At 67.1% G+C, this 14,688-nt stretch carries 7 protein-coding genes; 3 read left to right on the top strand and 4 right to left on the bottom strand.

Annotated elements, in window-relative coordinates; translation table 11 throughout:
- Nucleotides 1-183: 183 nt before the first annotated feature.
- The 4 genes from WME83_RS29815 to tnpA all read right to left on the bottom strand — a co-directional run bounded on the left by WME83_RS29815 (nucleotide 184) and on the right by tnpA (nucleotide 5,056).
- Nucleotides 184-1,401 carry a hypothetical protein gene (locus WME83_RS29815; protein ID WP_437313097.1) on the bottom strand — a complete coding sequence of 406 codons (1,218 nt, stop codon included), beginning with the start codon at nucleotides 1,399-1,401 and terminating at the stop codon, nucleotides 184-186.
- Between the two features lie 1,207 nt (nucleotides 1,402-2,608).
- Nucleotides 2,609-4,228: an IS66 family transposase gene (gene tnpC, locus WME83_RS29810; protein ID WP_437313096.1), complete on the bottom strand. Its 1,620-nt coding sequence runs from the start codon at nucleotides 4,226-4,228 to the stop codon at nucleotides 2,609-2,611.
- Nucleotides 4,229-4,346: 118 nt separating this feature from the next.
- A complete protein-coding gene (gene tnpB / locus WME83_RS29805) occupies nucleotides 4,347-4,718 on the bottom strand; it encodes an IS66 family insertion sequence element accessory protein TnpB (protein WP_437313095.1) in 372 nt (123 codons plus the stop codon).
- The gene (gene tnpA, locus WME83_RS29800; RefSeq protein ID WP_437313094.1) at nucleotides 4,715-5,056 is read right to left on the bottom strand and encodes an IS66 family insertion sequence element accessory protein TnpA; all 342 of its coding nucleotides are present in this window, start codon (nucleotides 5,054-5,056) and stop codon (nucleotides 4,715-4,717) included. The genes tnpB and tnpA overlap by 4 nt, the downstream gene beginning before the upstream one ends.
- Before the next feature lie 2,093 nt (nucleotides 5,057-7,149).
- Between tnpA and WME83_RS29795 the strand changes: the two genes are divergently transcribed.
- The 3 genes from WME83_RS29795 to WME83_RS29785 all read left to right on the top strand — a co-directional run bounded on the left by WME83_RS29795 (nucleotide 7,150) and on the right by WME83_RS29785 (nucleotide 14,304).
- Complete coding sequence (locus WME83_RS29795) at nucleotides 7,150-11,022, top strand: serine/threonine-protein kinase (RefSeq protein WP_437313093.1); 3,873 nt, start codon at nucleotides 7,150-7,152, stop codon at nucleotides 11,020-11,022.
- 61 nt (nucleotides 11,023-11,083) lie between these two features.
- On the top strand, nucleotides 11,084-12,664 hold the full coding sequence (locus WME83_RS29790) for a flavin monoamine oxidase family protein (RefSeq protein ID WP_437313092.1): 1,581 nt from the start codon (nucleotides 11,084-11,086) through the stop codon (nucleotides 12,662-12,664).
- A gap of 1,145 nt (nucleotides 12,665-13,809) precedes the next feature.
- A complete protein-coding gene (locus WME83_RS29785) occupies nucleotides 13,810-14,304 on the top strand; it encodes a hypothetical protein (RefSeq protein WP_437313091.1) in 495 nt (164 codons plus the stop codon).
- The last annotated feature ends 384 nt before the right edge of the window (nucleotides 14,305-14,688 follow it).

Below are 14,688 nucleotides of genomic sequence, written 5' to 3'. Positions count from 1 at the left end.
TCGAACGAGGTGACGAACTATTGGGGCAAGCTGAGGCGTGCAGCAGGCGCGCCGACCAGGCTCGCGCTGCTCGTAAGCCTGGGTTTGCGCGTCGTCAAAACCACCACGCTGCGCGCATGGATCCCACCACCATCGTGAGCGCGTGAGCTCGGTACCGCGCTCACGTTAATTCGCAACACCTCATCATGCAATGTCATACATGTGCTGAAATGAGAGCCGCATGCCCGCTGCGTACAGCTCCCCATTCTTCTTTTGGAAGTCGCCGAAAGTATCGCCCCATACGATGGGCCTTTCATCGTTTCCGGGTGTCCAGATTGCATCATATCGCCGTTGACCGGGTGCCACGTCATAGCTATGCATGTGGCTCATGCGGAAACCACTGCCAAAAAGCTCAGCGTTCTTCTTCTTGAGATCCTCGAGCGTCCATCCCCAGACGATCGGCCTACCGTCATTTCCAGGCACCCAGATTGCATCGTATCGCCGCTGACCGCGTGCCACCTCGTATGATTGCTGCAGAAACATTCGCATCCCTTGGGTATACAGCTGGTCGTTCTTCTTTCGTAGATCCTCGAGCGTCCATCCCCATACGATGGGTCTACCATCATTCCCAGGGGTCCAGATAGCATCGTACCGTCGCTCGCCAGGCGCGATCTCGTAACTGTGCATGTGACTCATGCGAAATCCGCTATTGAAGCACTCGCCATTCTTCTTCTTGAGGTCCTCGAGCGCCCATCCCCAGACAATTGGCCTACCATCATTCCCAGGGGTCCAGATGGCATTGTACAGACGTCCGCCGGAATTGACCTTGTAGCTTTCCTGGTGCGCCAAGCGGTATCCTTTAGCAAATAGATGCTCATTTCGCTTCTTCAGGTCCTCGAAGGTCCATCCCCAGACGATCGGTCTGCCATCATTACCTGGCGTCCATATCCCGTCATAGCGCAACAGCATCGGCTTGTTGTCTGCAAGCGGCTGCTCGGACTCCCTGAGGTCCGCGCATTCTACGCGAAAGTCGAACGAGTACGAGAAATTTTCCGAGTACGCGTTAGCGGTGTAAGTCTTTCCCTCGACCCAGTTGTCCTTTGGCGTAATGATGTATTCGGCCATTGGAATGACATCGTTTGCGGAGCTGCCATCTATCTCTTCGCCGGATACCGACACTCTCAACTGATCTTCTCCGATGCTGTTAAGGTCAACCACGAAAGGTATGCTGATGGCGATGATGCTATCGTCGACGATGCCGTCGAAGCGCTTGACTTTCTGTTGGTCGGCCACAGTGAAGGCCAGGTTCCACTCCGCGGAGTTTCCCGGCTCTCCTCCTATGCCCCAGAAGCCTCCGTATTGTTCCGATTTGCCTACGCTGATGCTCAAGATGGTTACTCGAGCCATTTTGCAAATGGGCATAAATTAACTCCTTGTGATATGCGTTGTTGATTAACTGCTGTCGCTGCCGTCGTTCGGTTGCGCGATGACGAGAACATCAGCGTCCGTTGTCGGAACCGACAAATGCCTTCTCCAAGCGGTAACGGCCGGGCTAGGTATCCCCGGCGGATCGCGGCAAATAGTGGTCGGCGCCGTGACGAGACCAACGACGAGCGTCACCACAAGCCGGTGATGACGCCGGCTGCCTTGGAGTCACTCCGGCTTACGATCCTCGCGGTGAGAATCCGACAACAAAAACGAAGCAGAGCTGGCTGGCCCCCCAGGCTGGGAGGTCGGAAGGTAGCCGCATCGCCGCATCGGGATGCTGATTGCGTCTATACTGTAACGGCGACGGCATGCCGGTTACGACGACACTACTTATAAGAGCCCGTCTCCTCGACCAGCAGGGCCGCGATGCGCTCGCGGGTCTCCATCTGTCGGCGATCGTCACGTCCCGCGTCCGATCGGTGAAGACCGCGGCGACGTGATCGCCGGCGTTCACCGTTCACCGCCGGCCCCCGCGCCGATCTGGACCGCGCTCGCCTCCGCGGCGTAGACGTTGCGCCCGCCGGAAAGTCGAAGGCCCGAGGGCTGCCACCCTCGAACCTTCTGGAACTCCGCCTTCGGAGTCCCCCACCTTCATCACAAGCCGGGCTCCAGGTCCAGAAAACGGCGGCATGGAGCCTGTTGCCTTCGTCCGTCTATCGCCTCGCCCTCTGCTCCGGCTGCCGCGTCCAGCTTCGCCTCTGCCGTCGCTGCGATCGCGGCCAGCGCCTCTGCCTCGACAGCCGCCCGCTCCGGCGCCGTGAGTCGCTCGTCGCGCCGGCGCCGCCTACCGGGTATGCGTTCGGTAGAGCCCATCCTGACGCCGAGCAGACCGGGGACATAGGCTTGCCGTGCGATGCGAGAGCGACGGCAGGGCGGCGTGACCAGCGGCGAGACCAGACGGAAGGGACTCGAGGCGGAGGCCGAGGAGCGCGCGGCTGGCGACGTCGGCATGCGGAGGCGGCGCGCCGGCAGACCGAACGCCCCTGCTGCGGAGCCTGAGCAGCAAAAGGTCGGCTGCACGCCACGCACCGCGGCGGACGGCGGAGATGCCTCACCCCCGCGGCAACGCCGGCGAGCGCCGCCCACGGCCAGCGCGACGCCGCCGGAGGTCACCCGTAGCGCAGAGCAGGCGCCGCAGCGCTCACGCGGCCAGCGTGGCTGGCGCCCACGTCCACGGGCTGGCAGCGAGCCGCTGCCGAGCGTCGGTGTTCTCGAGGGTCTGCTTCCAGGACTTGGGAGCGAGCTCGATGACCCGATCGCGCGGCCAGCCCGGCAGCAGGATCAGCACGTCGCGCAGGTAGGCCCAGGGGTCGAGCTGGTGCAACGCGCAGGAGGCGATCAAGGACACGATGGTGGCGTTCCACTCCGCTCCGTCGTCACTGCCCACGAAAATCCAGTTCTTCCGACCGAGGGCCTCCCTGCGGAGCTCGAGCTCGCTGCGGTTGTTATCCAAGCGAAGCCGCCCGTCCTCGAGGAAACGGGTGAGCGCAGTCCACTGGTTGCGCGCATACCCGATGGCTCCGGCGATGGGGCTCCTGGGCAGCACGAGCAGCTCCTCCTTGTCGAGCCAGGCGCGGAAGGCATCGAGCACGGGCTGGGCGCTGCTGCGGCGCTGCTCGGTGCGGCGGCTGGGAGCCAGGTCCTTGGTGGCCTTGTCGATGGCGAAGAGCTGGTGAATGAAGCCGAGAGCCGCCATCGCGCGCTCCCGGTCCGACGACATCGCTTCAAAGAAGCGCCGCCGGCAATGCGCCCAGCAGCCCACCTCTGTGACCTGCTCGGTCCGAAACAGCTCCTCGTAGACGCTCGATGCGTCGGCCTGGACGTAACCCTTGTACCCGCGGAGAAACTCCTTGGGACCATCCTGGTTGTGACGCGGCGTGAAGCGAAACAGCACGTGGTCGCGGTCTGCGACGAGCACCCAGAAGTGACCGCGCCGGCACTTGTCCTTCGCCTGCACGAGCACCCCGGTGGCGTCGATGGCGATGCAATGCGCGGAGAGCGCGTCTTTCGCCATGGCGGCGACCAGATGGCCCAGCACCTCGGCGCACGAGCTGACCCAGCCGCAGAGCGTCGAGCGCGCCAGGTGCACCCCTTGGCGCTCGAAGATCTTCTCCTGCCGATGCAGCGGCAGGTGGTCGCCGTATTTGCTCACCAGCACGTGCGCGAGCAGCCCTGGTCCGGCGAGCGACCGGGGGACGGGACTGTCGGCCACCTCCGCGATGACCACGCCCGCTTCCGGCTCGCCCTGTTTGGCAAACTTGGGCCGCACGATCTGCAGCCGCACGAAGCTCGCGGGCCGCCACTCCAGCGTCTCGGACACCTCTTCGCCGATGCGGACCATCGCGGCGGCGCGCTCGTCGCGCATCTCGGGCGGGAGAAGCTCGATCCGCTCGATGGGCAGGTGCTCGGGCAGCTTCTGCCGTCCGTGCGGGGTAGTCCTGCGCCCCTTGCCGCCGCCACCGGATGCGCCTGCTGGCGCCGCACCGCCGCCTTCAGGCGAGCTTGGCGCGTCCGCGTCGGCTGGCGCCGCTGCGCCCGTCGGCGCCCCTGCGCCCGCGAGCATCTGCACGATGGCGTCGAAGGCCAGCTGCATCTGCCCGGGGTCGACGTGCTCGGCCTTCTGGCCGAAGATGTGCCGGCGAAGCCGCTCCAGCTCGATGCTGGCGAGCTCGTAGAGCTTGCGGTACTCGTCGCGCTCGTGCGCGGCGCGCGCCAGCCTGTCCTTCAGGTCATGAATCTGCTCTTCGAGCGACTTGCCCACGAGGCGCTAAGTACTCGTGACTTCTTGCTTTTTGAAGGGGGTTGTCGTAGGAAAAGAAGTGGCTCTCGCCGGAATGCAGCGCGTGCGCTGCCCGGCAGTGCGCGAAGCTCAGGTGAGCTCAGGGGGCTGGAGCCGGTGCAGCCTCGGCGAGGCGGACCTCGCGCCGCAGCTTCGTCGGCGCAAGCGCGATGCCCTCGAGGATCTTCCCGAGCTCGGCCGCGTCGATGACGACGCTCGTGGCTCCCGGCGTGACCGCACGCGGGGCTCGGAAGGTCCCGCGCTCTAGACGTTTGTAAAGCAGGCAGTACCCGCTGCGGTCCCACCACAGAGCCTTGCAACGGTCGGCTGCCCGGTTGAAGAACAGAAACAGCGCTCCGGAGAGCGGATCCTGTCGCAGCACCTCGCGCACGACGGCGGCGAGGCCATCAAACGACCGCCGTAGGTCCAGCGGCTCGGTGGCGACGTAGATCGAGACGCGGCCCGGGATCATCGCGAGCCCCCGAGCGCACGAACGACGCGCGCCAGCGTGTCCTCGTCGAACGTCGGCGGCACGCGCACGACCGCGCCGTCTGGCAGGACGATCTCCAGCGCCGCGCCCGGCGAGGGCGCCGTCGCGCCCGATGCGGCGACCACCACAGGGAGCAACGCAGGCAGCGTCGCCTTATCCGAGCGCTGCCGGTACTCGCTCCGCTTCATGCCCAGCCGGCGGCTCCAGGAGTACAGCGTGCCGGCGCTGACCCCCTCCTGCTCCGCGAACACGCGGGCGGAGTGCCCGCTCTTGTGCCAGCGCGCCACCCGGTCGCGCCAGATGCGTCTGCTCTCGTCCATCCACACCTCCGGCGCCGGTTTCTACGCAGCACCGAGGCTCCAAAACAGCATGTGGGTCACCGAACGCGTACCCTACCGGACCCGGCCTCGCGCTCGCCGCCTCCAGGCCGCTCGTCAGGCCCGTGTTGACGCTCGCGGTAGATGATGGGTGAGGGCCGCTTCTCGCTCACGCAGGATGATGGCTCGCTCACGCGCGCGATGGCCATCGCCGGCCCGTCCGCCCATCGCCCGCGCGACGCGGCCGCCGGGGCGCGCAGGGCGCGTCAAGGGCGGCGCAGCCGCCGAGCCCTGCGAGGCAACCCTTGACGCGTCCGAGCACCCCGGCACGCTCAGGACGGGATGGGCCGACCATCACGCCCGTGACCGACGCCCGGTCACCGTCGCGATGGCCATCAGCCAGCCCGAGCGAGAGAGCATCAACCAGTTTGACTCTCAACAGACCTCGGCGCCGTAAAGGCTTCGGTCGAGAAGTGCGGGCCGACGGTTTCTTTCGTATAGCCCTGCTCGGCGTGCTCCGCAAGTTCGTCGGCTGTCCGCCATTCGATCTCGGGCGGTGCGCCCGAGCGCAGGCAGATGGTCCGAGCGAGGTGATCTACCGCTCCGCGGCGTACGGAGATGTTGAGGGCCGATCAGGCGCGGGAGCGATCGGCAAATTTGCGAGGCCTGTCGGAGACCTGTCTTGCGACCGCGATCTGATCGGCAAAGTAGATCGCGACCCGAGCGGTCAAGGAGCCCCGGTCGGACGCCATTCTGCTCTTCTGCGGCGAGGCACGCAACGCATGTCAAGGTGTTGAATTCCTTCGCATTTGCGGATCGGTCTGTTGGCTTGAAGGGAAACCGTACGCGATCGAGCATCTGCTTACCCCTCCACCGCGGGACCCGTGTCCAGCAGTGGGAACGCTCCGGAACGCGCCCCGCTCGCTGGCGCTGCTGACGGGCAAGCTGGGACGGGAAATCGTGGTTCTCAGCGTCAGCGGAGAGCAGCCCGCGGGGTGTCCACCCGAATGCCCTCAGAACGCAGGAAAAGTTCACGGGTAAGCTTGAGACAAAGATCGCCCTCGTCGCCGGCGGCACCGCCTGAGCACGGCGGAGCCTTCCGGAAAAGAGCCTTTCACTCTTCGATGCGGCGGACGCGGGTCACCTCGCATCGTCATGACGACGTCGACCTCCCCGGGCCGAGGGAGCGGGTAGCGGCCGATTCGAGAGAAAGCGTTCGTGATCGATCCCGCTCGTAAGCTGAAGAGTGGCGCCGGTCTGCTGCACGCGGCCGTCGCTCCGATCGGAAGCGGAGACGCGGACAGGCCTGCGCGCGCTGCCCGAGCTCCGGCACGCCAACGAGGCCGAGCTCGCCGTCGCGCTACCCAGGCGCCTGCTCCTGCCGAGGTCCCCGCCTGTCCGGTAGTATGGCCGTGTAGATCCGCGCTCCACCGCCGTGACGCTGAAACGGCCTAGACTAGAGACGCCCTCGTCGTTCGTGTCGAGCCGACGTCGAGCTGCGGTGGCAATAGCGTAGCTGGGGAAGAATAAAAAAATCTCGAATGAAATTGCCGCCATCGACTCGGCAAGATCGAGTGACGACGTCATGGCCACGTTGCAAGAACGGATCACCTGTCCGCCATCGGCACGACGAGAAGGCGGATGTCCGGGCCGATGAAGGCCCCGGCAACGGAACGCATCCCCCATCATTTCGCTGGGGTGAAGAGCACGCCCTTGATCGGACTATCCTCGGTCGATTCGTTGGTCCTCAACGCATGCGTATCCTCCGGTTTACGACACCGCGGTACACGGACCAGTCCGTTCGCTATGCGGACTCATCCATGGGTTTATCAAGCCGCGCAACCCGGTTCGAAGTGGAGCTTGCTCTGCGGGCTGGCCGAAATGCGCTCTGCGTGTTCGTACATCCGAGTACGTCCGCATCTATCGCACCTCCGCCGCGAGTCCCGCGGGCGAGTCGGGCACGAAGGCAGGCGTAGACAGACGGGGCCGCTCAAACTTACGCTCATCTGCCGCGTCGAGATGCGCCCGCGCTGCCGACGCGTCGTGAGGGCACAGGTTACCGCGAGAAGGCCGGGAGCCGTTCCAGGGAAGGTGGCATGCGCCGGGGAGCAGCAGAGCGAGTAGCAACGAACGGACAGCAACCGGAGCGCTCGGAGCAGGTCGTTGCGGCGGGCGCGGCCGGCCGCGCGGCGGATCGGGACGACTGCACCGCGCTGGAGCGCCGGCTCGACGAAGCGACGGTCGAGCATCCCGTCGCGATGGGGCGCTACCTCGTGATCCGGCGCATCGGCGCCGGCGGCATGGGCGTGGTCTACGAAGCGCGCGATCGCCGTTACGGACAGCGGATCGCGATCAAGACCATGCGGAGCGCCGATCCCGCGTGGCTCCACTGCCTTAAGAACGAGTTTCGCTCGGTCGCTGAGCTCGCACATGATAACCTCGCCGCTCTGTACGAGTTCGTCTCGGAGGGCGACGACGCGTACATCGCGATGGAGTTCATCGAGGGTGTGCCGTTCGTCGAGCACGTGACCGATCGCGCGGGTCAACGTTCCGAGGAGATCATCGCGACCGTAGCGGACGAGAGCGGCACCTTCGAGCGCGACGCCGCACCTCCGGCTGCCAACGCTGCGCCCGACTCCGCCGCGGAGGAGGCGCGCTTCGCCGCAGTGCGGCTGCGCGGTGCGCTGAAGCAGCTCGTGCTGGGGGTGCGGCGCCTTCACGAGGCCGGCAAGCTGCACCGGGACATCAAGCCGGCCAACATCCTCGTTGACGGCGGCGGGCGCGTGGTGCTGCTCGACTACGGCCTCGTGAGCGACGCGGACGCCGTCTTCGAGCGGGCCGCAGTGCGCGGGACGCCCGCGTACATGGCGCCGGAGCAGGCCGCCGGCGAGCCCGCGTCGGCGGCGAGCGACTGGTACGCCGTCGGGGGCTTACTCTACGAGGCGCTGACCGGCCGCCGCCCGTTCCACGGCAGCGCTGCGCAGATCCTGGCGGCGAAGCAGCGCGGAGAGCCGCCCCCACCCTCCACAATTGCCGCCGACATCCCCGCCGATCTCGACGCGCTGTGCACGGCGCTGCTCCGGAGATTGCCCGCGGATCGGCCTTCCGGCGATGAGATCCTCCAGCGCCTAGGGATCGCGCCGCCGGCACACCGCGACGAGGCGCGCTCGCTGCTGTGCCTCATCGGACGGGATCAGGAACTCGCGGCGTTACGCGCGGCCCGTGCCGGCGTCGAACCTGGGCGGCCCGTGCTCGTGCACGTCCGCGGCCGGTCGGGCGCGGGGAAGAGCGCGCTCCTGCGCCGCTTCGTCGCCGAGCTGCGCGGGAGCGGGGATGCGCTGGTGCTCGCGGGGCGGTGCTTCGTGTGCGAGGCCGTGCCCTACAAGGCCTTCGACAGCATCATCGACGCGCTCGCGCGCTACCTCGCGCTGCTCTCGGAGGACGAGCGCGCGGCGGCGGAACCGGCCGACGTGGCGGCGCTCGCCCGGGTCTTCCCTTCGCTCGCTCGCGTGCTCCCGCGCGCCAAAGGGCAGCAGCACGCCACGCTCGACGTCACGTCTAGCGAGCTCCGCGCGCAGGCGTTCCGGGCCCTCAAGGAGCTCCTGCGTCGCGTCGGCGCGCGGCGGGAGCTGGTGTTCGTCGTGGACGATCTGCAGTGGGGCGATCTCGACAGCGCGCACCTGCTCGGCGAGATCCTCTCGGCACCGGAGGCGCCTGCGCTGCTCTTCGTTGGCGCGTACCGCGATGACGAGGAGCACTCGCCCTTTCTCCAGGAGATGGCGCGGCTGATCTCCGCGGAGCGCCGCGTGATTCCGCTAGAGCAGCTCCCTCGGCCGGCTGCCAGAGAGCTGGCGCTCGATCTGCTCGGGCGGAGCTGCCCGGACGCGGAGGCCGTCGCGGATGCGATCGTCGAGGAGGCCTCCGGCAACCCGTTCTTCATCGAAGCCCTAGCACGGCAGTTCTCGGAGAGCACCGCGGAGATGCGTGCCGCGATCGAGCGTGTTCCGTCGCTCGACGGCGTCCTCGCGGCCCGGCTCGGCGAGCTCCCGCAGGATGCCCAGATGCTGCTCGCGATCGTGGCGATCGCCGGGCGCTCTCTGAAGCAGGAGGTGGCGTTAGCCGCGTGCGGCGTGGCGGTCGAGGCGCGCCGGGCCCTGCACCGGCTACGCGGCGGCAGGCTGCTCCGCGCCGCGGGGATACGCGATGACGACAGCCTGGAAATCTACCACGACCGCATCCGCGAGTACCTCCTCGAGCAGCTCGCCCCCGCGGTCCGGGCCGGGCTCCACCTCTCGCTCGGGCGCGCGCTCGAGGCGGACGGCGGCGCCGAGCCGGAAGAGATCGCCCGGCACCTCCTTGCCGGCGGCGATCACGATCGGGCCGCGGCGCACGCCCTCACCGCCGCGGAGCACGCCGCGGCGATCCTCGCCTTTGATCGCGCCGCCGATCTGTACCGGCTGGTGCTGGGAAACCCCAGCATCAGCGCTCCCGAGCGGCGCCGCATCGAGCTCCGCCTCGCCGATGCGCTGGTCAACGCCGGCCAGTGCGCAGATGCGGCGGGGCACTACCTCGCGTGCGCCGAGGGCGCGCCGATGGCGGAGTCGCTGTGGCTCCGGCAGTGCGGCGCGGAGCAGTTCCTCGTCAGCGGCCAGCTCGATCGTGGCGTCGCGATCATCCGCCCTGTGCTGCACGAGGTGCGGCTTGAATACCCCGCGACCCCGAATCGTGCGGTGCTGCTCAGGTCGCGGGATCTCGCCCGGCTCGCGGCGCGCGGGCTCGCCTTTCGCGAGCGCAAGGAGGAGCAACTACCGGAGAAGGTGCGGCAACGACTCGACATCTGCTGGGCGGTGGCGCGCGGGTTGGGCGCGAGCGATATGGTCCGCAGCGGCTTCTACGGCGTCCGATTCCTGCTGCTCGCGCTCCGCGCCGGGGAAAGGCGCCGGATTGTACGCGGCCTCTGCCAGATGGCGCTGATGTCGGCTGCCAGCGCGTCGGCGCCGGCGCGGGCTCAGGCGTTCGCGCTCTTTGAGGCGGCCCGGCGGCTCGCCGCCGGGCTGGGCGATGCCGCTATCGACGCGCTACTCGTTCTCACCGAAGGATCGATGAAGAGCAGCATGGGCAACTTCCGCGAATCCCTGGCGCGCCTCGATGAAGGGGTCGGAGCGCTGGAGAGCAGGCACCGCGGCCACGTCCAGGAGCTCACCCGGGCGAAGCTGGCCGCCATCATGTCGCTCGAGAACCTTGGCCGCATCGGCGAGATCGCGAGCCGCACCCAGGCGGGCGTCCGCGTCGGCTTGACCACTGGGAACCTCTATCACTGGATGTCGGCGTCGCTCTACATGACGCTCCCGCGCCTCGCGTGTGACGATGTGGAGGGCGCCCGCCGCGCTATCGATGAGGCCATCGCCGTCTGGCCGCAGCGGACGTTCCTCTTCCAGCACTGGCTGGCGCTCAAGTACCGGCTCCTCGTCGAGCTGTACCGAGGCGAAGCGCGCGAGGTCTGGCGCCTCGGCCGAGATGGCTTCCGAGCGCTTGACAGATCCGGCTTGCTGAACATCCAGTTCGTCCGGGTCGCCGCTTTCAAGCTGCGTGCCGACGCGGCGCTCGCGGTCGCCTCCCTCGGCGCCGCGCGGCGGGAGCGAGCACTCGCGCTCGCGGAGGCGGAGGCCAGCCGGCTCGAGCAGGAGCCGCGGCCCGACGCGCAGGCCTCGGCGGCGCTCGTGCGTGCAGCCCTGGCCGCTTCGAGCCGGCGTCGGGGAGAGGCGCTCGCCTGCCTCAACGCCGCGCTGGAGCGCTACGAGGCCGCGGAAATGGCCTTGCTCGCGGCCGTTGTGCGGCGCCAGAAGGGTCGGCTGGTCGGCGGTGACGAGGGCCGAGCGCTCGTTGCCGCCGCTGTCGCCGACCTGACCGAGGCGGGGATCGCGCGACCCGAACGCTGGGCAGCCATGTGCGCGCCCGGCTTCGACTGAGCCGTGGCATCAATCCTGCATCAACGAACGCTCGTCGGGGGAAGAGGAGAAGAGGTTCGCCATGGCTGATATGAACGGCGGCGATTTCGACGTGATCGTGGTTGGCGCTGGGCTCGCAGGCCTCACAGCGGCCGATTGGCTGATACAGAGGTGGCCATCGAGTCCCGCGAGGAGGATCCTGATTATCGAGGGGCAAGACCGCGTGGGAGGCCGCGTGATGACCGAGGAGCGAGCCGACGGCGTCGATCTCGGTGCCGCCTACGTCGGCACGCAGCAGAATTACACGCAGCTCTACATGAAGCGATTCGGCATCGGGACCATCAACAGCAATCTTCCCCGCCATGGCTGGCACGTGTTCCAGTACGCCGAGAAGAACGAGGAACCTTATTATTTCGCAAAAAAGAGCTTCGCACCGCGGCCCAGCGCATTGGCCGTCGCCCCTGGGCCCGATCACGAGCTACCGCGGCCCGGCGCATTGGCCCTCGCCGCTGGTCCCGATTACAAGCGCATCACGGAAACCATCGCCGAGCTCGAGTTCATGATCGCGTCCGTTCGGTGCCATGTAGAGACGCCCTGGAATGGGCCTTTCCGCGAACTGGACGCCATGAGCGTCGAGGACTGGATCCAGGCCCGCATCCCGGAACATGCGCTCTACGCCCGGGAGCTCTTCCGGGTCGGCGTGCGAAGCGCGCTCTCGGTCGAACCCCGCGAGCTCTCCATGCTGTACCTGCTGTACTACTGCGCGACCGCGGGGGGCTTCGTTAACCTCATGGCGGTCGGAGGCGGTGCAGACTCCTTCCGTGTCAAGGGTGGTGCGAGCAAGCTGGCTCGCTGTCTCGAGGAGGCGATCCGCGATTCGTCGCGCCCCGATGGCGTCTCCTGCGTCCTGCGGCAGATGCAGAGGGTCGTCCGGATCGAGCAGCCTTCCAGTACAACGGACAAGGCCACCGTCGAGGCGAGCTCGGAAAACAGCAAGGTGCGGTTCACGGCGCGCCATGTGATCGTCGCGATGTCCCCGCCGCTCAGTGCCAACATTCAATATCAGCCGAGCCTGCCAGAGCAGCGCGTGGGGCTCGCCGAGAACATGACGATGGGGGCGACCATCAAGGCGTTCGCCGTGTACTCGAAGCCATGGTGGAAGCAGCGTTCGCCGAAGAACCATGTAGGCGGCTATTCCGGCTACACGCTCAGCGCCAGGGGTCCCATCAGCTGGACGATGGACAACTCCTGGGAGGACAACACAGAGAAAGAAGTCCATTGCCTCATGGCGTTCATTGTCGGCGACCAGGCGAGGAGGCTCTCCGGCTCGGACCCTGACGACCGCAAATCCGCGATCCTGAAGCACCTCGTGGAGCTGTTCGGAGGCGCCGAGGAGGCCAAAGAATACCAGGCCTACTACGAGCGAGTGTGGCCCACGGATCCGTGGAGCCGCGGGTGCCCGGCGGCGGTTTTCGGCCCCGGAAAGTTCATCAAGTATGGCCCGGCGCTGCGAGAGCCGTGCGGGCGTATCCACTGGGCCGGCTCGGAGGCAGCGACGGACTGGGTAGGCGGGTACATGAACGGCGCCATTCAATCGGGGATCCGCGCTGCCGACGCGGTCATGGCCGAGATCGCGCGCGAAGAGGCCCCCCCGAAGGGCTGAGCGCTCTGTCGCTCCTCGGCTACGCACCTGCCCCCGTCGAATTGACCGACACGTCGGCCGACAGGATGCCCTCCTCCATGGAAGGCACGCCGGCGACTGCATGCACCAGCAAGCGATCCCTCCGGTGGGCTGTTCATCGCCTCCTCCTCCCCAACGTACATCGCGCTCCCGTGCCCGGCCAGGTTTGAGCTCGTGGGTGCTCCACCGCTCTCTGCGCGGGCACGCAGCGGGCGCCCGTGCGCTGCGTGAAAGGGGCGTGCCCGCCGCCACGCAGGGTCGGCGCCACCGCCATGTCAGCCGACACAACGGCCGACAGAGAGAGCGCAAGCGCGGCGCGAGCGAGGTTTGCGAGATCCGGAGCCGAGCGGCGGCGGCCTTGAGATCCCAGCGCGCGTCGCGGAGCCCGATAGCAACTCCTCCTCCATGACCGTCCTCGGCCTGCGCCGCGGCGCGCGCTCCGAGCGTGGCTCCTTGGGCGCGGCCAGCAGCCGGTCGAGCGCGGGGCTCCACTCGAGTGTTGGCTCGCCCATCCTCCCGACCACGAGGGCACAAGGAGGAGACGGCGATGGCGGCGATGCGGCTGGAGCTCCGTCAGGGCCTCCTGTGTCGGCCGACATGTCGGCCGTGTTCACCCCGGTCGCCACGCACGGCGGCCCCCTGGACCGCTGTGTCGGCGTCGTGTCGGCAGGGCCGCCATCGTGGGTTCGGCGTATCCACCCGGCCAGGAGCATCCGAGGGCACGGCCGCCGGGGTGGGACTTTCCCGATACATCTTGCCGATAAGTCTTTGCCGGCTCGATGCAGGCAACATCTCGCCGGCGACTCTTTGCCGGTTCGTCCCGGGCAATCGCTTGCCAGCAAGCTTTGCCGGTTCGGCGGGCGTAGCCTCCACCCGGGCAACCGGCTCGCCCGTACCCCACGGGTCCGCAGCGACGTCGGAGCTTCCAGCCAGCGCGGAGGACGGTCCGCCGCTTCAGAGCGGCAGCTCCTTTCGCTGGCATCCCCCGCAAGCTCATCCGCCTGCGCTCCGGTCAACGATGCTTGCGGGTCATACTCGCCGAGCAGCCCGAGGCAGGCATGAGCCATGCTAGAGAGAGCAAAGTCCACCCGTGCAACGGTGATCACGGTGGATACGGAGGCTTTGCCATGTGCACGCGCTCGAATCTCATATCTCACAGTAAGGGTGGTTATGCCAAATCCGGATTTGACACGAAGCTGCGCCCGGATCCGACACGCTCCGCTTCCGCGGACCAGGCGGAAGTGGCTGCCACCGAGCGGACTGCCAGCTGCGTGGTCGTCAACAACTGGGGCGAGCAGCTCACCAACGTGACGCTGCGACACCGCTACCGCAACAACCCGGAACACCAGCAGGAAATGACATGGCCGTCTCTTTCCACAGGGGCGATCAGCACAGCACTCCGAGTGCAGTACTGGACGGGCATTGGCACCGGGTTCGACTACTGGTGGATCCAGTTCGAGGATGCGCGAGGGAAGATCTGGTCCTGCAAGCAAAACTTCTACTGCAGCCTCGAATCCGAGGATGGCGGTCATACCATCTACTTCTTCTTGAGCGGCGCGGCCGAGGAGATGCAGATCCAGATGATCTCAAGCGGCTGCGAAGTCTCGCTCTACCAGTCTTAGAGCTATTTCACGCCTCGTCCCGGGGCTGCTGATGCGGTCGCGTTAGGGACGGCCCTTTTCGCCATGCTGCCGACTTGGGCCGCCCCCGCGCAGATCCCAGCGTGCGCTGCTAACGCACTGGGCTCACGGGTCACTGCGCCGAGCCAATCTCCCCGTTATGGGACCGATCTATGCCGGTGACGCTACGATTCGACGGGCCAAAGACTTTTTCTCATCTGGCGTACTGAAGCAGCTCAGGTGTCGCATCCAGGCGATAAGCTGGGGTGGCATTACCTCTCGCCGAACACACCGGACGCGCGCTCTGCGCGCGCGTTCGGGACCGTTCCCGCGGCAGGGTGTTAAGAAGTCGGCAGCCACCGCCTCCTCTAGGCCGTATCGGCGCCG

It is taken from the genome of Sorangium sp. So ce385, assembly GCF_051474135.1.
Classification (GTDB): Bacteria; Myxococcota_A; Polyangia; order Polyangiales; family Polyangiaceae; genus Sorangium; species Sorangium cellulosum_D.
This window is presented reverse-complemented; position numbering and strand designations above follow the sequence as displayed.

Excerpts from the sequence above, each read along its gene's own strand:
- WME83_RS29815 (WP_437313097.1), bottom strand. The coding sequence starts at position 1,401 with ATGCCCATTTGCAAAATGGCTCGAGTAACCATCTTGAGCATCAGCGTA.
- tnpB (WP_437313095.1), bottom strand. The coding sequence starts at position 4,718 with ATGATCCCGGGCCGCGTCTCGATCTACGTCGCCACCGAGCCGCTGGAC.
- tnpA (WP_437313094.1), bottom strand. The coding sequence starts at position 5,056 with ATGGACGAGAGCAGACGCATCTGGCGCGACCGGGTGGCGCGCTGGCAC.
- WME83_RS29795 (WP_437313093.1), top strand. The coding sequence starts at position 7,150 with ATGCGCCGGGGAGCAGCAGAGCGAGTAGCAACGAACGGACAGCAACCG.
- WME83_RS29790 (WP_437313092.1), top strand. The coding sequence starts at position 11,084 with ATGGCTGATATGAACGGCGGCGATTTCGACGTGATCGTGGTTGGCGCT.
- WME83_RS29785 (WP_437313091.1), top strand. The coding sequence starts at position 13,810 with ATGTGCACGCGCTCGAATCTCATATCTCACAGTAAGGGTGGTTATGCC.